Below are 19,499 nucleotides of genomic sequence, written 5' to 3'. Positions count from 1 at the left end.
ATACGTTTAGTAAGCGGCTTGTTAATACTTCGATAAGTGCAGCATGAACAATTGGTGAGTTGAGTTACGAAAAACGGCTAGGGTAAAAATTACATAATCCCGTTCGTCCTGAGCGCGAAGCAGTCGAAGGAAGCTTGTCGAAGGAAGCGCGAAGCGGTCAAGAAAGTATGAATAATTACAGCTTAAAGTGACCAGTTGTAACAGTTAACAAGTAAAACAGAAAAGATAAGTAAATCAGCAGCCAAATACTCGGTTGCCAATCAAGATGACAGTAGAGATATTATGAAAACAGAGAATACCGTTTGGCACGATCAGCAAGTAAGTAAAGCTCAGCGTGCACAATTGAAAAAACAAAAACCTTGTTTGCTTTGGTATACCGGTTTGTCTGGTTCAGGTAAATCAACCGTGGCTAATGCCGTTGATGCCTTGTTATTTGAGCGTGGTTGCCATACGTATTTGTTAGACGGTGATAATGTTCGTCATGGTTTAAATGGCGATTTAGGTTTTAGCGATACCGATCGTATTGAAAATATTCGCCGTATCAGTGAAGTGGCTAAGCTTTTTATTGATTCTGGCATGATAGTCTCAACCGCTTTTATTTCACCCTTTGCATCAGATCGTCAAATGGCTGCCGATAAACTCGCCCAAGGTGAGTTTATCGAAGTTTATATCGATACCCCAATTGCCGTTTGTGAACAGCGCGACCCTAAAGGTTTATACAAAATGGCGCGTGCCGGTGAAATCAAAGACTTTACTGGTATCAGCTCAGGATATGACGTGCCACAAGCGCCGCAAATTCACATCAAAACTGATGAAAAATCAATTAGAGCCTGTGCCGAGCAAATAGTCGATTATTTAGTTGCTCAGGGTTTTATCCAATAATATTAGCATTTTAGTTTCAGGGAGTTTGTTGTGCATTTTGACGTGTTTAATGGCGATGCCGATGGCATTATTGCTTTACTACAATTACGATTGGCTGAGCCAAAATCATCTCAGCTAGTTACTGGGGTTAAACGAGATATTTCTTTATTAAAGCAAGTGCAACCAAGTAAAGCTGACTCAGTCACTGTGCTTGATATTTCATTAGAAAAAAATATTGATGCGTTAACGTCATTGCTTGATGACAATGTTAACGTATTTTATGTTGACCATCATCGCAGTGGTGACATTCCTCAGTCGAAAAACTTAACGGCGATTATTGATACCGACGCTAATACCTGTACCAGTTTATTGGTCAATCAACATTTAAACGGTCAATACGCTCATTGGGCAGTTGCCGCAGCATTTGGTGATAACATGACCAAATCAGCGCAAGCCCTTGCCAAGCAAATTGGCTTATCAGAGCAAGAACAAAACAGCTTGTCTGCACTTGGCATTTATATTAATTACAATGGCTACGGTAGAACTGTTGAAGATTTACATTTTCACCCAGCTGAGCTTGTGCAAACCTTAATTGCATATCCTAATCCACTTGAGCTTATTGAAGATAAAAGCTCAGTGTTTTACGCACTTGAAAAAGCCTACCATGAAGATATGGCAAAAGCGCAGTCAGCTAAAGTTTTAGCGGATAATAACTCGGCAAAAGTGGTTATGTTGGTTGATGAAGCGTGGTCTCGTCGAGTCAGTGGTGTATTTGGTAATGAGCTTGCTAATCAGTCACCTGATAAAGCGCATGCAGTGCTGACATTAAACGCAGATAATACCTATACTGTAAGTGTGAGAGCGCCGCTAAATAACAAGCAAGGCGCAGATGAGATTTGCGTAAAATTTCCAACGGGCGGCGGCAGAGCAGGGGCTGCAGGTATTAACCAATTGCCACAAGAAATGTTGGCACAATTTATTCAAACATTAACAGACTATTACGCATAACAACTGAGTCAATTAACGTTGGCTAATCAAGGAAAATCACATGAGCTTACTCATTACTGGTGGTACAGGCTATATTGGTAGCCACACTGTTGTTGAATTATTAGCACTAGATAAAGACATTGTTATTGTCGATAACCTATCGAACTCGTCAACGCTAGTGTTAGATCGCATTGAAAAAATTACAGGAAAAACCGTTACATTTATTAAAGCAGATATTTGTGACGAATCGGCATTAGATGCCATTTTTACCGAGCATAATATTGATGCGGTAATTCATTTTGCTGGTTTAAAAGCTGTGGGTGAATCTAACGAAATTCCATTAACTTATTATCAAAATAATGTCTCAGGTTCAGTAACCTTATTGCAAGTTATGGCCAAGCATAATGTTAAAAATCTTGTCTTTAGCTCATCTGCGACTGTTTATGGTGAAAATAACCAAAGCCCATTAGTTGAAAGTATGCCTACCTCGGCCACTAATCCTTATGGTCAAACAAAGCTGATGATCGAAAATATTTTGTTTGATCTTGCTAAAAGTGATCCGAGCTGGTCGATAGCCTGCCTGCGTTATTTTAACCCTATCGGCGCACATGAGTCTGGCTTAATAGGTGAAAACCCTAATGGCATTCCAAATAATTTATTACCTTACGTTGCTCAAGTAGCCGTGGGGCGCTTGCCACAATTGCAAGTGTTTGGAGATGATTATGATACCGCCGACGGTACTGGCGTTCGTGACTATATTCATGTGGTTGATTTGGCAATTGGTCATGTAAAGGCCTTAGAGAAATTAAACGTTATTGAAGGCTGTAAGCCGATTAATTTAGGTACCGGCAATGGTACTTCTGTCTTGGAAATTGTTGAAACCTTTAGAGCGGTCAGTAGCAAAGAAATTCCATACAGCATTCAACCGCGCCGCGCCGGTGATATTGCCACGGTCTATGCAAATGCCCAAATCGCGAATGACCTACTTGGATGGCAGGCAACACGTGATTTAAATACCATGATTACGGATACATGGCGTTGGCAGTCAAGCAACCCAAATGGTTTTGAATAAAGCCAAAAGAAAGCTAAGTTTGAAGTGAATAATAAAAGAGAGCAATAAGCTCTCTTTTTTGTATTTGTCTGCCAAATTTTCTAGCAATAAATTAAAGCATTAGTTGTCGGTTAGCATCGATTGCTCATCAGCCCAAGCCAACGCTTCGTTGTAACATTTCACTACGCTGTCTTTGTTTAAACCAAGTTTAACAATAACTTTTTCAATTTTTTCCCAATCAGCATACTCGGTTAATTCGACCAATTTAATTAAAGCGGCCATTACCCCTTTACGGCTGATCAAGGTATCTTTAATTTCTTGTGCTAACGGTAGCTTGGTGAGCACGGTTTCAATATCTTCGTCTAAAATTGCGTCTATCATCGACAACAGGCCCGTTAAAAAAGCGATAGAGCTATCGACAGGGCTAGTCATTTCTACAGAAATTAATTCACAAAACTTAGCACGTGCCATACTTTGCTTTAACAACTCTGACGGTTTGTCTGGGTTAACGTTTACCGCAAAAATTAAGCCCAAAAAGCGTTTTAACTCTTGTTGTCCTAAGGTGACTAATGCTTGTTTAATCGTTGATATTTCATTACGGCGTCTGAAAATAGGGGAGTTGGCATAACGCAATAATTTATAGGCAATACTCACATCGCGCTCAAAGACGCCGGTAATATTATCTAAGTCTAATTCAGGCTTTGACGTTTCATACAACAGCTCTGCCATCGACATTTGTGATGGTGATAAATCGCGTGTTTTAACCATTTCCGGTTTTGAGAAAAAGTACCCTTGAAAAAGTTCGCAGCCTAGTGCTAATGCTTGTTCGTATTCTTCGTAGGTTTCTACTTTTTCAGCCAAAATTTTAATATTTGGGTATTCACTAATGGCGTTTTTAACGGTCTCAATTTCTTTTAAACCAGAATGCTGAATATCAACTTTTATAATTTTAATAAAGGGGTAAAAATGCGCCCAAACACTTTGATGCTCGTAGTCATCAAGCGCTAAGGTGTAGCCTTTGTGGAATAAGTCTTTACATAGTGCGAGTAGTTTTTTGCCCGGTTTTACCGTTTCTAAAATCTCGATGACAACTTCGTCAGTTGTCAGCATTTCAGGGTAACCTTTACTTAAGGTTTCTGCGGTGAAATTAATAAACGCAGGTTTGTTGCCGGTAAATTCACTAATGCCCATATTAAAACGGCTAGCTTCAATCATTTTACTGGTTGCTTCATCACCACAAATATCAGGAAAAACGTTATCTATGCTATCGCGAAATAGCAGTTCATAAGCGTAAAGTTTTTTGTTTTTATCTAATATCGGCTGGCGCGCCGCATAAAAATACATATATCGTCCTGAAAATCATTTTGCTTGCATAAATATATTTTAATTAAGCAGTTATTTCATTATAAATCTTAATTAATATGCAAATTTTTCTGGTGAGCCTACTTAGCGATTTCACTAAATGATACAATGAAGTTTAGTCTATTATTCAATTCTATGTATATTGTAAGATGATGGTTTTTATAAAAATTATTTTTTTGCATTAAAATTCTCATTTTTAGGGGGCTCTTTTGGCATTAGGTACCATCATTTCACTGGCACTTTATTTTATTGCGATGTTAGCAATTGGTTTGTACGCATTTAAAAAATCAACCAGCGACGCAGCAGGCTATATGTTAGGTGGGCGTAATTTAAGTCCCTCGGTTACGGCGCTTTCTGCGGGTGCTTCGGACATGAGTGGTTGGATGTTAATGGGTTTACCTGGCGCTATGTATATTTCAGGGCTAAGCAGTGCTTGGATTGCGCTTGGTTTAGTTATTGGAGCTTATTGTAATTACTTAATAGTTGCGCCGCGTTTACGTACTTATACCGAAATCGCTAACGACTCGATTACCTTGCCCGACTTTTTTGAACATAGGTTTGAAGATAAAAGTCGCATTCTTCGTATTGTATGTTCTGTTGTTATAATTGTGTTTTTCACTTTATATACGTCATCAGGTGTAGTGGCTGGCGGTAAACTATTTGAAAACTCATTTGGTTTAAATTACGACTTAGGTTTATATATTACTGCGGGTATTGTCGTGATTTATACGCTGTTTGGCGGTTTTTTGGCGGTGAGCTTAACTGACTTTGTGCAAGGCTGTATTATGTTAATCGCCTTAGTTTTGGTGCCTGTTGTTGTTTTAATCGACATTGGCGGCATTGGCCAAATGAACCAAAGCATTGCGGCGGTAAACCCAGACCTACTGAATATTTTCAGTGGCGTAAGTCTTTTAAGTATTATTTCTGCCATGGCGTGGGGCTTAGGTTATTTTGGTCAGCCACATATTATTGTGCGCTTTATGGCAATTCGCTCTGTTAAAGATTTACCTGTCGCCCGACGCATTGGCATGAGTTGGATGATAATAGCCATTATTGGTGCAATGGCAACAGGTTTTGCCGGTATCGCTTATGTTGTCAATAATGGCGCTAAGCTTGATGATGCTGAAACTATTTTTATTTACCTTTCTCAAATCTTATTTCATCCACTAGTAGCCGGATTTTTACTGGCTGCTATTTTAGCAGCGATCATGAGTACGATATCTTCTCAGCTATTAGTGACCTCTAGTTCGTTAACAGGTGACTTTTATCAAGCCTTTTTAAATAAAGAAGCAACTGATAAACAATTGGTTTTTGTTGGCCGTTTATCTGTGGTGATTGTGGCGATGTTTGCCATTTCGCTTGCACAAGATCGCGATAGTTCTATTTTAACCTTAGTCAGCCACGCGTGGGCGGGTTTTGGCGCCGCATTTGGCCCAGTGATTATTGGTAGCTTATTCTGGAAAAGAATGACACGAAATGGCGCACTAGCTGGCATTATTACAGGCGCAGTCACGGTATTGGTTTGGTCTAAAGCGCCAATCACTGTTAATGGTAGTTCGCTCAGTAGCTTAATGTATGAAATAGTACCTGGCTTCTTATTAGCAAGCTTTGCTGTTTATGTAGTAAGTATGATGTCGAAACCGGTGAGCGAAACAATAACGGCTAAATTTGACGAAATGCTTAAAGAGCACTAAATCAAAGTGCTTAATTAGTGGCAAGTTAAAAGCTACAAGTTCGAAGTGATAAGCTGTAAGTTCGAAGTGATAAGCTACAAGCTACAAGTGACGAGCTACAAGTTATAAGTTAAAAACAAAAAAGGTCGCAGTGCGACCTTTTTCTATTGTGCCTTGTAGACAAATTTTTATGTGAAAGTGATTAAATTGACCACTGAATGTTACTGTCGATAGTATTTTGCCATTGTCCTAGCGATTCAGCTTTATCGCCAACAATAATCACATTGCGTCCTTGATACTTAATTGACTGACCTTTAAATTGTTGATCTGAAAAGTTGGCAATAAAACGCATATCTTCATTCTCAGGCACAACATACACATTCACAGGGCTGTGTTCACCTTTAAAGATTAAATGTAGGCTCTTCATGCCATCAAATCGGCAAAAGTCAGCAAAGATTAACTCACCCATGGTATTAGTAAAACTTCCACCAAAAGATGCCATCTTTTCATTTAAGCTAGTTAGGCTAACATTCGCGATATCGTTATTAGTAAAGTGATCTACCTCGTGATAGGTATGCGCTAGTGCATAATCACCTAAATTATTATGGGCACTTGAGAACATGAAAGTATTAACACTTAACCCAACAACAAGCGCGACTGACGCAGCCAAAGCAAGGTGGATACGGCTTTTTCGTTTGTTATGCTGATGGCTCGCCAATGTTTGGCGTAATATTAAGCGCTCACTTAAGTCGCTAGGCACATCAACATTAAGCGCCGCTGCAATTTGGTTATCAAGCGCTTCCATTTCTTGGCTGATTTTTTGACGGCTAGCACTACTTTGTTTTGCTTGCTGCAAATCTGCATCTTTGGATTGTGGCTCGGCAAAAAGTCGTCGCCTAAATTCTAAATCATCCATTGTATTGACCTCGCATTAACGGTTCTTCATCTAAAGCATCTTTTAATTGATTGCGTGCTCTAAATAGTCGAGTCATTACCGTATTCTTATTTAATTCCAACATCTTTGCGATTTCTTCACCGCTAAAACCACCAACGACTTGTAATACCAAAGGCTCACGGTATTCTTCAGGTAACGAGGCAATTTTTTCTCTTAACCAGTGATTTTCTATTTGTTGTTCAGTACTGGTAGACTGATTGTCAGTGATTGTTGATTCTTCATAGTCACTCATTTCAAAACGCTTACGTTCAAATCTACGTGCGTTTTCACGTCTTAAAATTGTGATCAACCATGACTTAGCCGCTTTTTCATCTTTTAAAGAATCTAGCGCGCGCCAAGCCCGTAAGAATGTCTCTTGCACTAAATCTTCTGCGACTTGTTTTTCGTTGCATAGCCAGTATGCATATCGATATAAGTCGGCATGAAGAGCTTTTACGAGTGCTTCGTATCGTGTTTGTTTAGTCGCCATATTTGAATAGACCTGAGCAGCGATAATTTTATTTCCAAAAATTTAAATAATTTTTAGAGCATAGCGCACTAAGTAGATTAGATATAGCAAGGGGCTAGTATATAAAGGATTTTTGACGGTAAAAGAAAAGTGGTTGGAAAGTTCTTTAAACTAACTTTGTTAAAAGGTTGACGATTAAATGAGCCAAGTTGCCTTGGCTCACTTAAATGCTAGGAGTGTTGATAAACTTAAAACTCGAACTAAGGATTAAGGTTAAGGGTATTTTGTGGTTTAATTTCAGCCGGCGTATTATTAATTTGCGCTAACGCACGCAATAAGTTATCACTTTGCCAACTGCCTTCAGTTTTACCAAAGTAACATTTTTGCAATTCGTTTACTGCTTGGCTAAAGGCTTCATCGTTTATTAAGACTATGGCTTCGTCAATGCTTGCAATAGGCTCTGGTTGGCGTTTTAAACTATTTACCCAAGGAACAAGCAGTGATAATACGTGTTGTCCTTGTTGCTGCTTACAGGCTGCAAGCAGGGCTAAATAATCACTATTAACTTTACCTAACCCTTTACGCACTTTTTGCTTTTTACTCGTTTTTGCCGACACGGCATTATTTGCGGATGTCTGTAATTTTCGTTTAGCAAATTTGGCACTAATAAACCAAGCAAAACTGGTTAACAGCCACAAGGCTAAAAACAGCCATTGCAGCCAAGACGCTTCCGTTACGGTTACAATTACTGGCTCTGCGTTTTGTGCATCGCTATTCGTATTGCTCGTATTTACTGGTGCTTCATCTAATTCAGGGTTTGGCAGAACAGTAATTGTTTGCGCGGCAATTTTCGCTACTTGATAACTATTAGTAACGGTATTCCACCACGGAATGCTGAGTTCTGGTAGCTGATATTCACCTGGTTTACTGGCAACTAAGGCAAAGTTTTTCACTTGTTGGCTGACCATACGGCCGCGGTTCATACCTGTGTGTAACTCGGCTTGATCAGGATAAACTTTAATGCCATCAGGCATGTTCATTTCAATGCTTGGCAGTTGTTCTTGGCTAAGCCCAGCGGCGGTTAAGGTTACGGTTCGTGTAATCGGCTCACCAACGGTGAAAGTTGTGAACTCAGGTTGCCATTCTTCGTGCAGCGTTAATAGCTCACTTGGCAGCCAAGCACCTTGATAGTTTTGCGGTTTCGCTTTCACTTTTATGGCAATTTCATCACCAATAACGCTGACAGGTTTGGTATCACCAAAGCTTAAAAAGTTTGAACGTCTTGGCGATTGCACCATCACTTCGCCTGAAAATACCGGTGTTTGTAAATTAAAATCGCCGCTTTGCTGCGGGCTAATGGCATAAGTACGTTCAATAATTCGGTAGCGACGACCATTAATAATATCTTGGCTTTCTTTGTCTTCACCTATTTGTAGAATATTAGCATTGATCAGCGAAGGCTCGGTCATGCTGCCGCGTCTTAGCTCTACGGCAAAATGAAGTTTTACTGTCAGTGTAAATTGTTGCTGTACATACACTTCTTTAGCTGAAATGTCGCTAGTGATAAATACATCTTGTTGCGCAGCTGAGCTATTTTCGTTGGCTTCTAAAACCGTTAAAGTAATGGGGTCGGTAGTTAAACCATCAACGTTTAGCGGTGGAATAATTACCGTGCCCGATTTTCTAGGGAAAAGTACCGTTTGAAAGCGTGTCGTGCGCGTGGTGTTGAAATTCACCATGCTGGTTTGACTACTCACTGTGGTGCGCTGAACAATAAAGTCTTTGCCTAAAGGGGAGGTGTCTAAGGCATTATTATCAACACTATCGTCGACGACTACGTTTAAAATAAACGACTCTTTTACTCGGACCGGATTTTTATCAACCGATGCTGTTGCTTGGCTTGCCGCCCAACTCGGGCTTAACAAGGTTAAGCTAAGTAAACAAAATAATACTCTTACCACTTTTTCGTTTCTCCCAAACTTGATTGCTCGTGTCGGCGTTTTTTGTATTCAAGTTGCATCTTATTACGTAACAATAAATACGGATCGTCGGTCACTTTATTCAGTAATTGTTGATGCTTTTGCTCTTTTTCTTGCTCTAATTGCTCTTGTGCCATTTGCGCAGCACTTTGGTTTTGAGCTTGCTGAGGATCACCTTGCTGATCTTTTTCTTGAGACTCTTCTTCGTATTCAGCATCAGGGTCTTGTTCAGACTGAGCATTGTTTTGCTCTTGCTGATTTTGCTCACTTTCATTTTGGTCAGCGTTTTCTTGCTCATTGCTGCTTTCTTGTTGCTCGGAATTACCTTGCTGTTGCTCTTGAGACTGTTGTCCTTCAGTATTTTGCTCGTTTTGCTCTTCCTGCGATTCTTGATTTTCTTGGTCTTGCTGCTCTTGATCTTGCTGCTGCTGTTGCTCTTGTTGTTGCTTCATTTTTTCGAGCAACTCTTTATTAGCTTTTGCATCGGCCATGTCAGGGTTTTTGGCTAACGCTTTTTCATAAGCTGCTATCGCTTGGTCAATTTGATTGAGCTGCGCGTAACTGTTGCCTTGGTTATAAAGCGCTTGTGCAGTATCGCTTTTTTGAAAAGCTTCTAACGCGAGTTGATAATTACCCGCTTTATAGTGCGCACTGCCTTGCCAATTACTGTCTTTAAAGGTATTGGCAGCATGCTCGTAGTTTTTTTGTTCAAACGCCTGTTGAGCTTGTTGATCGGGGGTTTGCCATAAATCTTGCCAAATTGACGCATTTGCCTGCTCGCTCGGCATTAAAAAACACAGTGGCAAGATTGCTAGCAAGGTACCGCGGCGGAAAAAATATAACACCACAGGTAAAATGAGCAATACTAGCCAAGGACCTTCTTCTTGCCATTGATCGCCAAGCTCTGATTGTTCATCTTCTTCATGCATTCCTAAATAGGCCTCTTTTGCGTATTGCAGTAGGTTTTCGATATCACCTGTGCCTGAATGAATGGTTTGATACACACCGTTGCCACGTTCGGCTAAGCCTTTTAATCTTGCTTCTGGCAATTTAGGGACGATGATAGCACCACTATTATCTTTCATTAATTCGCCGTCTTGCAATGTGATCGGCGCACCATTTTTAGTGCCGACTCCTAATATGTTTAAGCGGTGCGAATGTTCGCGGGACCAAGTGGTAATATCTTGAATATCAGAGCTTTCAATGCCATCAGTAAACCAATAAATATTGCCTTTTACATGACCTGCATTGGTTAGCATTTGATCTGCTAAAGTCAGCGCTGATAATGGGTTACTGCCAAGTTCTGGCATAATATCTGGGCTGAGTGAGGGTAGTAATAATTTTAAATTATTAATATCTTCCGTTAATGGACTAATCGTAAATGCGTCACCAGCGTAGGCCACCAACCCCATTTCACCTTCATTTAAACTGTCGAGTAAATCGTTGGCCTTATAACGGGCGCGCGTAACTCGGTTTGGTGATAAGTCGGTAGCAAACATTGAATAGGACATGTCCATGATCAACACCGCCCCTTGGTTTGACTGGTATACCGGTTGTGGTAATTTTTTCCAGCTAGGGCCGGCAAGGGCAATAATGGCTAATACACCGACAATGAATGGTAGTAACAAAGAGATTGATTGTTTTGAACCACCTTGGTCAATGAGCATTTTAGCAAGATGGTTGGGAATAAACTCTTGCCAGCCAGATTGCTTACTTTGAAATTGCTTTAATAGGTAAATGGCGGCAATAAGCACAACAATTGCCAATAACCACAATGGGCGAATAAAGTGAAAATCGTTCATGAAATTATTTATTCCTATTAGCTAAAGTAGGTACGAGCGTTAGCCAAAAAACATAGGTTAAACTTAAAATAAGGGCGATAGCGAGTGGCCAGTAAAACAGTGCCGTTAATGGGCGCATTTGTTGTTGCTCTTGTTCAACAGGCTCTAATTGGTCAAGTAGTTGGTAAATTTCTTCCATGTCTTGACTACTGCGCGCACGGAAGTATTTGCCGCCGGTGCGTTTCGCAATATCTTGCAGCGTTTTTTCGTCTAAATCGCCTGATGGGTTAACATTACGCGAGGCGAAAAACGTTTGCTGTAGCATTTCATCGGCACCGATACCAATGGTATAAATGGTAATGCCTTTGCTTTGGGCAAGCTCTAACGCTTGTTCTGGTGTTATTTTACCTGCGGTATTGCGACCGTCAGTGAGTAAAATTAATACTCGGTTTGACTCTTCTTTTTCAACAAAACGTTTTACCGATAATGCCATAGCATCGCCGATGGCGGTTTGATGACCCACTAAGCCAATTTCGCTTTCTTCTAACATTTGTTTAACGGTGTTGCGATCAAAGGTCATTGGTGTTTGCATGTAAGCGTCGTCACCAAATAAAATTAAGCCTAAACGATCGCCATTTCTACGCTTGATAAAATCACCAAGTACTGATTTTAGCATGTCTAAGCGGTTAACTGCTCTGCCGTTTAAGTTCATATCTTCTGCTGCCATGCTGCCAGACAAGTCAACCGCGATCATAACTTCGCGACCTTCTGTTGGCATATTAATCGCTTCACCTAACCACTGTGGTCGGCTCGCAGCAATAACCAGTAATAACCAAATAAGTGTTAATAAAATCAGCGGCAATTTTTTACGACTCGGCTGACTTGCTTGGCTATTCACGCCTGCTAGTAATACCGGCATTTTTAACGCTGAGATCGTGCTTTTATTTTTGGCGGGCAACCAATACACCAATAAAGGCAATGGTAATAAAATAAATAGCCATGGCCAGGCAAAATTAATCATTAACGACTCCTTTCTTACGTGGAGTTTTAATGGCAATGGCATGTTGCAGCCAAAGCTTGGCGGCTTGGCCAAACTGTTCAGTGTCTACATTTTTCATCATACTTGTTGGGGAATGATATAAGCCTTGAAAACCGGTGTGACTTAATTCTTTAAATGTCGCTTGTTTGGCTTCAGGCAAATTAGCAATTAAGAACTGTTGAAAGCTTTCACCAAATAAACTGGCAACTTTTCGGCGCGGAAAATAGCTTAATGCCGCCCACTTTAATAAGCCGACTATCGCTTCATTATCTAAATTGTTTTCTGCCAATTGCGCCAATGCTAATTTTTGACATTTATATTGTGCTTGGCGTTTTTTGTATTGAATAATTAAAAATACCAAAACCGCTAATATGATAAAAAGCAAAGCCCACCAGCCCGGAGCGATGGGGTAATTGTGTACAGCGGTAGGCAAACTAATATCTTTAAGTTGTTCTAAAGAATTCACACTAGCTCCCTATTTTTTAGTTGGTTTTCAATGGAACTGCCTGCGTCGACACAAATCACGCGTGCACCCGCTTTACTTAGTAGCGATTGTGTATTTTGATGTCGAATATTGGCGTGTTCTTGATACTGCTGCGATGTTTTTTGATTGGCAAGGTTAAACTCTTGTCGAGTTTTGCCATTGCTGATCGCAACATTAAGGTTATGACTCGTTTGCGGCAAAGCGTGCTCTAATTGGTCTGAAACAAGACAAACCAATAATTCGCAATGACGACTAACATGCGACAAGTGGCGCAGCGCCTCTTCGGTAATGCTGTGCCCGTCGGTGATCAAGTAAACTAAACTGCCGGGGCGAGCTAGCTGGCGAATGCGAAAACAGTTTTGCTCGAAACTTGTGCTGGAATGCTCAAAGTTTAATTTATCTTGCTGAGCTTTACTGCCAAATTGCTGTTCAATGCTTTCTTGATGTAGTTGTACTAAGGCATGCAAATAATGCAGCACACCTTTTTGACGGCTCTTCGGTTTTAGCTCTTGATGACTGAGCTGATTAAAAACGATACCGCCAACACGATCGCCTTTCGATTTAGCATGCCAAGCAACAAGCGATGCAATATGCGCCGCTTGAATTGATTTAAATAGCAGTTGGCTACCAAATAACATACTGGCGGTAAAATCGGTGGCAATTAATACCGGACGCTCAACTTCTTCTTGAAAAAGCTTGGTATGCGTTTTACCTGTACGAGCGGTAACGCGCCAATCAATTGCGCGGATGTCGTCACCGGTTTGGTAATGACGCACCTCATCAAACTCCATACCTGTGCCTTTACTGCGGGCGAGATAATTGCCAGATTTTTTACTACGTAAATGGCGAGTAGGGTAGAGGTTAATTAGCGACGTTTTACTTTGGTAGGGGATCAATTCATCAATCGATAAATTCACCCCATTACTATTTAAGCTTGCCAATGCCTCTTCGGCACTTACAAGCGAGTCTGTAGATTTAGAAAAATTAAACAACATCAATGATAACTCGGCTGATAATATATCGATTAAGCAACTGCGACTAATCTGACTAAATGATCTAAAATTTCATTGGCACTTAACCCTTCAGCTTCTGCTTGGTAAGTTAATAAAATACGATGTCTTAATACGTTGTGAAATACCGCTTGTACATCTTCTGGACTTACAAAGTCGCGATTATGTAACCAAGCTCGGGCGCGGGCACAGCGATCTAGTGCAATCGTGGCACGAGGGCTAGCACCAAACGAAATCCATTGTTTGAGTTTTTCATCGTACTTTTCTGGCTCACGCGTGGCCATGATCAAATCAACAATATAATTTTCAATAGCTGGCGCCATATGAATTTTTAGTACTTCATCACGGGCAGCAAAAATATCTTCTTGTTTAATTGTTTCAGGCTGAGCTTTTGCATGATTTAGTGCTTCACCACGATTGAGCTTTAAAATTTCTAATTCACTTTTTGCATCAGGGTAGCCAATTTCAACATGCATTAAAAAGCGATCTAACTGTGCTTCTGGTAGCGGGTAAGTACCTTCTTGCTCAATTGGGTTTTGCGTTGCCATAACTAAAAATAGCTCAGGCAATTGATAAGTCGTACGGCCAACAGTAATTTGACCTTCCGCCATAGCCTCTAATAAAGCAGCTTGTACTTTGGCGGGGGCACGGTTAATTTCATCGGCTAAGACTAAGTTTCTAAATAAAGGACCATGTTGAAAAACAAAGCTGCCATCTTCAGGGCGATAAATGTCGGTACCTGTTAAGTCTGACGGCAATAAATCCGGTGTGAATTGAATACGGTGGAAGTCAGCTTCTAAACCGTCTGACAAGGCATTTACTGCGCGTGTTTTTGCTAAACCAGGAGGACCTTCAACAATCAGGTGACCATTAGCTAACAGTGCAATTAATAGGTTTTCAACTAAATCTTGCTGACCAATAATTTGCGAAGAAAGATGTTCTTTAAGGGAAGAAAAATGTTCAATTGCCATAATAAATAATCTTGATAGTAGTTAAGTGCAGGTTTAAGACTAGTATTATGATATAAGGTTCCCTTAACAAAAAAACAACTTAATCTGATAATAAATGTAACATTGTTTTTACTTTGAAATACATGAAGTTGTTTCTATGGTCAGCTAAAGCGCAAAGCAAGGGATAATGGCACTGTCGATAGAGAAATATGTAGAAAAATCTCCGCCTTATCTGGTCAATATCATCTACACTATTTGAAGTTAGTGTTAATCAACCATTGATAAATTCAATTTTCTCGCTAGAATGGCAAAAAGCTTAACAGGTCTGACCACTAAGTTTTATAGTATAAAAACCAACTCTCAAGGAAAACTTATGACACAAATAAAGTTAGCAACTCGTAGCGGTGAACGCATTGCTATTGTTGCCGGTTTACGTACACCTTTTGCAAAACAAGCAACTGCTTTTCATGGGGTGCCTGCGGTAGACCTAGGTAAAATAGTGGTGAATGAATTAATGCAAAAGCATGGTGTTGACCCAGCAATTGTTGACCAACTTGTATTTGGTCAAGTAGTGCAAATGCCTGAAGCGCCGAATATTGCCCGAGAAATTGTGTTAGGTACCGGCATGAATGTGCATACCGACGCCTATAGCGTATCACGTGCTTGTGCCACCAGCTTTCAATCAACAGTGAATGTCGCGGAATCAATTATGGCAGGAACTGCCGATGTTGGTATCGCAGGTGGTGCTGACTCATCTTCTGTAGCGCCAATCGGTGTTTCGAAAAAATTTGCCAGAACCTTACTGGATTTATCAAAAACCAAAACCATGTCGCAAAAGTTTGCCCTTATTCGCAAACTCTCATTTAAAGATATTTTACCTGTTCCGCCAGCGGTTGCTGAATATTCAACCGGCTTGTCGATGGGGCAAACTGCTGAACAAATGGCAAAAACCCACGGTATTACTCGTGAAGAGCAAGATGCTTTAGCACATCGCTCTCATACCTTAGCTACTGAAAATTGGGCGAAAGGCAATTTAGCTGATGAAGTAATGACCGCGCATAGTGAACCTTATAAAGGCTTTATCGATAAAGATAATTGCTTTAGAGACAACTCAGTTTTAGAAAGTTACGCCAAATTAAAGCCGGTATTCGATCGTAAGCACGGTACGGTAACCGCAGCAAACAGTACTCCATTAACTGACGGTGGCGCAGCTATTTTATTAATGCGTGAAGGCCGTGCAAAAGAGCTTGGTTACACACCACTTGGTTATATCAAAAGTTACGGTTTCTCAGCCATTGACGTTTGGGAAGACATGTTAATGGGGCCAAGTTACGCCACGCCAATTGCATTAAAACGTGCAGGTATGAATTTAGCTGATTTGGATTTGATTGAAATGCATGAAGCTTTTGCGGCGCAAACCTTAGCTAACGTAAAAATGTTTGCTAGCCAAAAATTTGCTCGTGAAAAATTAGGCCAAGACCAAGCCATTGGTGATATTGATATGGCTAAATTTAACGTAATGGGCGGCTCATTAGCATACGGACATCCTTTTGCTGCTACAGGTGCGCGCTTAATTGTACAAACATTGAATGAATTAAAACGTCGTGGTGGCGGAGTGGGGCTGACCACTGCCTGTGCTGCTGGTGGCTTAGGCGCCGCGATGATAGTGGAGACAGATTAATGACTGAGTTAACAAACAATAATCAAGAAAATAATGATATCAGCAATAGCTTTAGTTTAATTCGCCAAGATAATGGCGTAGCCCATTTGGTGATGGATGTTGCTGGCGAGGCAATGAATACCTTAAAAGCTGAATTTGCTGAGCAAATTTCACAGGTATTAGCAGAGATCAAAAATGACACTAGCATTAAAGGTTTAGTTTTACTGAGCGGTAAAAAAGACTCTTTTGTTGCCGGCGCTGATATTAACATGATCGCAAGTTGCCAATCAGCACAAGAAGCGACGGCATTATCGCGCCAAGGGCAAATGATATTTGACCAATTAGAGAGTTTGACAATTCCAGTGGTCGCTGCGATTAACGGCCCTTGTTTAGGCGGTGGTTTAGAGCTCGCTTTAGCTTGTCATATCCGAGTATGTAGTGATAACGCAAAAACGGCGTTAGGCGTACCTGAAGTACAGCTAGGGCTATTACCTGGCAGTGGCGGTACCCAAAGATTGCCTAAATTAGTCGGTATTCAAAAAGCACTCGACATGATGCTAACCGGTAAACAACTTCGTGCTAAGCAAGCATTAAAAGCCGGTTTAGTTGACGATGTTGTGCCAAATAGTATTTTGATTACCACGGCTGAAAAACTTGCCTTGTCAGGTAAGAAAGGCGCTAAACAAGTAAAACGCTCAATGATGGATAAACTGCTTGAAGATAACAGTATCGGTCGCGGTATTGTATTTAAACAAGCAGCTAAAACTGTATTAAGCAAAACCAAAGGGAATTATCCTGCGCCACTTAAAATTATTGAATGTGTAAAAGCTGGCATTGAAAAAGCGCCAGCAATTGGTTATCAAACCGAAGCTGATTATTTTGGTGAGCTGGCAATGACCGAGGTGTCTAAACAATTACGTAAATTGTTTTTTGCCACCACTGAAATGAAAAAAGAGCATGGTGTTATTGGTGTCGCTCCGGAGAAAGTTAGCAAAGTGGGCGTACTTGGTGGTGGACTTATGGGCGGCGGCATTGCTTTTGTTACCGCAACCAAAGCCAAATTACCGGTTCGAATGAAAGACATAAACCACAAAGGCATTAGTCACGCGCTTAAATACGGTTACGACATTTTATCTAAAAAAGTTAAACGTCGTTTTATGCGTCATAGCGAAATGCAGCAACAACTGGCGATGGTCACCGGCAGTACTGAATATACTGGCTTTGAAAATTTAGATATTGTTGTCGAAGCGGTATTTGAAGACTTATCTTTGAAACAGAAAATGGTCGCTGATGTTGAACAGCATTGTAAAGAAACAACTATTTTTGCCAGCAATACCTCGAGTTTACCGATTGGACAAATTGCTGAAAAAGCGCAGCGCCCTGAAAACGTTATCGGCCTACATTATTTCTCACCGGTAGATAAAATGCCATTGGCTGAAATTATTGCGCACGAAACAACATCCGATCAAACCATTTCAACGACAGTGGCTTTTGCTAAGAAACAAGGTAAAACCCCTATTGTTGTTAAAGACAAAGCGGGCTTTTATGTTAATCGAATTTTAGCGCCATACATGAATGAAGCTGCGAGGCTACTACTTGCTAATGAGCCAGTCGATGTCTTAGATAAAGCGTTAGTCAAGTTTGGTTTCCCTGTGGGCCCTATGCAGTTACTTGACGAAGTGGGCATTGATATTGGTGCGAAAATCAGTCCTATCTTAAGCGCTGAACTGGGTAAACGTTTTGACGCGCCAGATGCTTTTGATAAGTTAATTGGTGATGGCCGCTTAGGTAAAAAGGCCAGCAAAGGTTTTTATGTTTACGGCGCAGCCGCTAAGAAGAAAAAAACCGTTGATGAGTCAGTGTATAAACTCCTTAACCTTGAGCCAAAAACACGCTTAGCGCAAAGTGAAATTATTAATCGTTGTGTTTATTTAATGCTAAACGAAGCCGCGCAATGTTTAGATGAAGGCATTATTAGAAACGCACGTGATGGTGATATCGGCGCTATTTTTGGCATTGGTTTCCCTCCATTTACTGGCGGACCCTTTAGCTATATCGATAGCATTGGTGCCGATAAACTCGTTGCGCAATTAAATCAATGGGCAAGCGTTCATGGAGATCATTTTAAACCTTGCAATGCATTGGTTGAAATGGCAGAAAAAGGCTTACGTTATTATTAACAAAAAATTGCCTTTATAGGGCAATATTCAACCGTTTTAAGAGGCAATTTATTGCCTCTTTTTTGTTCGTTTTACTTTGTTTTACTATGGCATTTTGCTATATTGCGCCGTGAAAATTTAGTGAAGTTATAAACCTGTTGTAAGGCTTGATTGGTGATGTTGTTTTTAGTGGTTTTGATGTGTGTATGTTGCGGTGCGTTTTTTTACTGTATGGCTATTGCTAGTGGCTTAGGAAGAAAACGTTGGGCAGCGGCAGGGTTTGTCTTTGGGCCGTTTGTTTGGCCAATGTTTTGTATGAATAAACGTATGAAATGTAATAGGTTAATGGGTGTTCGAGCGTTAATATTACGTGCTTAGATTTCAATTGTAATGTTGCTTTTTGGCTAACTAGGTAGTTATAACGTTGAAGTAAGGTGTAAAATTAAGGTTTAAATTAAAGTCAGTTACATCCGTGTAACTCTACTAACTTATCTTTTATAGATTTAACCCCGTATGTCTTTAACCCAGTACGGATTTAAATAAGGTTAATCTATGACCACCATGTGTTTGCAGGCATTTCTTTTATTTCTATTTTAGCTGCAATGGCGTTTTCTTTAATGTCAGCGACAAAGAAGGCTTTAATTAAGTTAATCATAATCACTCCTAAATGCGAACAGAACCGCGATTGCGGCCAATCTCTTCGCTGTCTAATTCATTGTTAATACGAACAGAACCACGATTACGACCAATTTCTTCGCTATCTAATTCATTGTTAATACGAACAGAACCACGATTGCGACCAATTTCTTCGCTATCTAATTCATTGTTGATGCGCACAGAACCACGATTGCGACCAATTTCTTCAGTGTTTAACTTATCATTGATTCGAACTGAGCCACGATTACGGCCAACTTCTTCGCTGTCTAATTGACTGCTAATACGAACAGAACCGCGATTTCGACCAACTTGTTCAACATCTAGATTATTAACATCAGCTGCAGGAGTTGTTGACATTGCCATTGATAAGATAAGAGAACTTAGCATTAGTTTTTTCCTTGTTGTTATTAAAATATATTCAACAAGGATATAGCCAGTTTTGT

General features: G+C 40.4%; 16 protein-coding genes. 6 read left to right on the top strand and 10 right to left on the bottom strand.

Annotated elements, in window-relative coordinates; all coding sequences use genetic code 11:
* The first annotated feature begins 282 nt into the window (after positions 1 to 282).
* The 3 genes from cysC to galE are packed head-to-tail and all read left to right on the top strand — an operon-like array spanning position 283 to position 2,920.
* Positions 283 to 882: an adenylyl-sulfate kinase gene (gene cysC / locus ACRRSQ_RS09710; RefSeq protein ID WP_440875537.1), complete on the top strand. Its 600-nt coding sequence runs from the start codon at positions 283 to 285 to the stop codon at positions 880 to 882.
* 30 nt (positions 883 to 912) lie between these two features.
* Positions 913 to 1,869, top strand: a complete 957-nt coding sequence (locus tag ACRRSQ_RS09705; RefSeq protein ID WP_440875536.1) for a DHH family phosphoesterase — start codon at positions 913 to 915, stop codon at positions 1,867 to 1,869.
* Positions 1,870 to 1,909: 40 nt separating this feature from the next.
* Positions 1,910 to 2,920 carry a UDP-glucose 4-epimerase GalE gene (gene galE / locus ACRRSQ_RS09700; protein WP_440875535.1) on the top strand — a complete coding sequence of 337 codons (1,011 nt, stop codon included), beginning with the start codon at positions 1,910 to 1,912 and terminating at the stop codon, positions 2,918 to 2,920.
* Positions 2,921 to 3,019: 99 nt separating this feature from the next.
* On the opposite strand, the gene ACRRSQ_RS09695 is transcribed toward galE, so the two are convergent.
* Entirely contained in the window at positions 3,020 to 4,243 is a 1,224-nt protein-coding gene (locus ACRRSQ_RS09695; protein ID WP_440875534.1) for an EAL and HDOD domain-containing protein, read from the bottom strand.
* A 272-nt stretch (positions 4,244 to 4,515) separates the two neighbouring features.
* Here ACRRSQ_RS09695 and putP point away from each other — a divergent pair, with 272 nt between their 5' ends.
* Entirely contained in the window at positions 4,516 to 5,955 is a 1,440-nt protein-coding gene (putP, locus tag ACRRSQ_RS09690; protein WP_440875788.1) for a sodium/proline symporter PutP, read from the top strand.
* Between the two features lie 181 nt (positions 5,956 to 6,136).
* Here putP and ACRRSQ_RS09685 read toward each other — a convergent pair whose 3' ends face one another.
* The 8 genes from ACRRSQ_RS09685 to ACRRSQ_RS09650 all read right to left on the bottom strand — a co-directional run bounded on the left by ACRRSQ_RS09685 (position 6,137) and on the right by ACRRSQ_RS09650 (position 14,601).
* Positions 6,137 to 6,850: a DUF3379 family protein gene (locus ACRRSQ_RS09685; protein ID WP_440875533.1), complete on the bottom strand. Its 714-nt coding sequence runs from the start codon at positions 6,848 to 6,850 to the stop codon at positions 6,137 to 6,139.
* Positions 6,843 to 7,358 carry a sigma-70 family RNA polymerase sigma factor gene (locus ACRRSQ_RS09680; protein WP_440875532.1) on the bottom strand — a complete coding sequence of 172 codons (516 nt, stop codon included), beginning with the start codon at positions 7,356 to 7,358 and terminating at the stop codon, positions 6,843 to 6,845. Before ACRRSQ_RS09680 ends, ACRRSQ_RS09685 begins: the two co-directional genes overlap by 8 nt.
* A 239-nt stretch (positions 7,359 to 7,597) precedes the next feature.
* A complete protein-coding gene (locus ACRRSQ_RS09675) occupies positions 7,598 to 9,298 on the bottom strand; it encodes a BatD family protein (RefSeq protein ID WP_440875531.1) in 1,701 nt (566 codons plus the stop codon).
* A complete protein-coding gene (locus ACRRSQ_RS09670) occupies positions 9,292 to 11,118 on the bottom strand; it encodes a VWA domain-containing protein (RefSeq protein ID WP_440875530.1) in 1,827 nt (608 codons plus the stop codon). The genes ACRRSQ_RS09675 and ACRRSQ_RS09670 overlap by 7 nt, the downstream gene beginning before the upstream one ends.
* A gap of 4 nt (positions 11,119 to 11,122) precedes the next feature.
* Positions 11,123 to 12,118 carry a vWA domain-containing protein gene (locus tag ACRRSQ_RS09665; protein ID WP_440875529.1) on the bottom strand — a complete coding sequence of 332 codons (996 nt, stop codon included), beginning with the start codon at positions 12,116 to 12,118 and terminating at the stop codon, positions 11,123 to 11,125.
* A complete protein-coding gene (locus tag ACRRSQ_RS09660; protein WP_440875528.1) occupies positions 12,111 to 12,602 on the bottom strand; it encodes a DUF4381 domain-containing protein in 492 nt (163 codons plus the stop codon). Before ACRRSQ_RS09660 ends, ACRRSQ_RS09665 begins: the two co-directional genes overlap by 8 nt.
* Positions 12,599 to 13,615 (bottom strand): DUF58 domain-containing protein, encoded by a 1,017-nt coding sequence (locus tag ACRRSQ_RS09655; protein ID WP_440875527.1) that lies wholly within the window; start codon positions 13,613 to 13,615, stop codon positions 12,599 to 12,601. The genes ACRRSQ_RS09660 and ACRRSQ_RS09655 overlap by 4 nt, the downstream gene beginning before the upstream one ends.
* A gap of 29 nt (positions 13,616 to 13,644) precedes the next feature.
* A complete protein-coding gene (locus tag ACRRSQ_RS09650; RefSeq protein WP_440875526.1) occupies positions 13,645 to 14,601 on the bottom strand; it encodes an AAA family ATPase in 957 nt (318 codons plus the stop codon).
* A 352-nt stretch (positions 14,602 to 14,953) separates the two neighbouring features.
* On the opposite strand from ACRRSQ_RS09650, the gene fadI reads away from it, so the two are divergent.
* Both fadI and fadJ read left to right on the top strand, forming a co-directional pair.
* Positions 14,954 to 16,261 (top strand): acetyl-CoA C-acyltransferase FadI, encoded by a 1,308-nt coding sequence (gene fadI / locus ACRRSQ_RS09645; protein ID WP_440875525.1) that lies wholly within the window; start codon positions 14,954 to 14,956, stop codon positions 16,259 to 16,261.
* On the top strand, positions 16,261 to 18,420 hold the full coding sequence (fadJ, locus tag ACRRSQ_RS09640) for a fatty acid oxidation complex subunit alpha FadJ (RefSeq protein WP_440875524.1): 2,160 nt from the start codon (positions 16,261 to 16,263) through the stop codon (positions 18,418 to 18,420). The genes fadI and fadJ overlap by 1 nt, the downstream gene beginning before the upstream one ends.
* 642 nt (positions 18,421 to 19,062) lie before the next feature.
* On the opposite strand, the gene ACRRSQ_RS09635 is transcribed toward fadJ, so the two are convergent.
* Positions 19,063 to 19,443: a hypothetical protein gene (locus tag ACRRSQ_RS09635; RefSeq protein WP_440875523.1), complete on the bottom strand. Its 381-nt coding sequence runs from the start codon at positions 19,441 to 19,443 to the stop codon at positions 19,063 to 19,065.
* Positions 19,444 to 19,499 lie beyond the last annotated feature (56 nt).

This window comes from Thalassotalea sp. PLHSN55, assembly GCF_052030545.1.
Classification (GTDB): Bacteria; Pseudomonadota; Gammaproteobacteria; order Enterobacterales; family Alteromonadaceae; genus CANMXU01.
Note: the sequence above shows the minus strand (reverse complement) of the source record. Positions and strands in the feature narration are given on the sequence as shown.

What these genes read in the sequence shown, in the direction of transcription:
- fadJ (WP_440875524.1), top strand. Translation starts at nt 16,261, where the DNA reads ATGACTGAGTTAACAAACAATAATCAAGAAAATAATGATATCAGCAAT.
- fadI (WP_440875525.1), top strand. Translation starts at nt 14,954, where the DNA reads ATGACACAAATAAAGTTAGCAACTCGTAGCGGTGAACGCATTGCTATT.
- ACRRSQ_RS09685 (WP_440875533.1), bottom strand. Translation starts at nt 6,850, where the DNA reads ATGGATGATTTAGAATTTAGGCGACGACTTTTTGCCGAGCCACAATCC.
- ACRRSQ_RS09695 (WP_440875534.1), bottom strand. Translation starts at nt 4,243, where the DNA reads ATGTATTTTTATGCGGCGCGCCAGCCGATATTAGATAAAAACAAAAAA.
- ACRRSQ_RS09655 (WP_440875527.1), bottom strand. Translation starts at nt 13,615, where the DNA reads ATGTTGTTTAATTTTTCTAAATCTACAGACTCGCTTGTAAGTGCCGAA.
- cysC (WP_440875537.1), top strand. Translation starts at nt 283, where the DNA reads ATGAAAACAGAGAATACCGTTTGGCACGATCAGCAAGTAAGTAAAGCT.
- galE (WP_440875535.1), top strand. Translation starts at nt 1,910, where the DNA reads ATGAGCTTACTCATTACTGGTGGTACAGGCTATATTGGTAGCCACACT.
- ACRRSQ_RS09650 (WP_440875526.1), bottom strand. Translation starts at nt 14,601, where the DNA reads ATGGCAATTGAACATTTTTCTTCCCTTAAAGAACATCTTTCTTCGCAA.
- ACRRSQ_RS09665 (WP_440875529.1), bottom strand. Translation starts at nt 12,118, where the DNA reads ATGATTAATTTTGCCTGGCCATGGCTATTTATTTTATTACCATTGCCT.
- ACRRSQ_RS09635 (WP_440875523.1), bottom strand. Translation starts at nt 19,443, where the DNA reads ATGCTAAGTTCTCTTATCTTATCAATGGCAATGTCAACAACTCCTGCA.
- putP (WP_440875788.1), top strand. Translation starts at nt 4,516, where the DNA reads ATGTTAGCAATTGGTTTGTACGCATTTAAAAAATCAACCAGCGACGCA.
- ACRRSQ_RS09670 (WP_440875530.1), bottom strand. Translation starts at nt 11,118, where the DNA reads ATGAACGATTTTCACTTTATTCGCCCATTGTGGTTATTGGCAATTGTT.
- ACRRSQ_RS09680 (WP_440875532.1), bottom strand. Translation starts at nt 7,358, where the DNA reads ATGGCGACTAAACAAACACGATACGAAGCACTCGTAAAAGCTCTTCAT.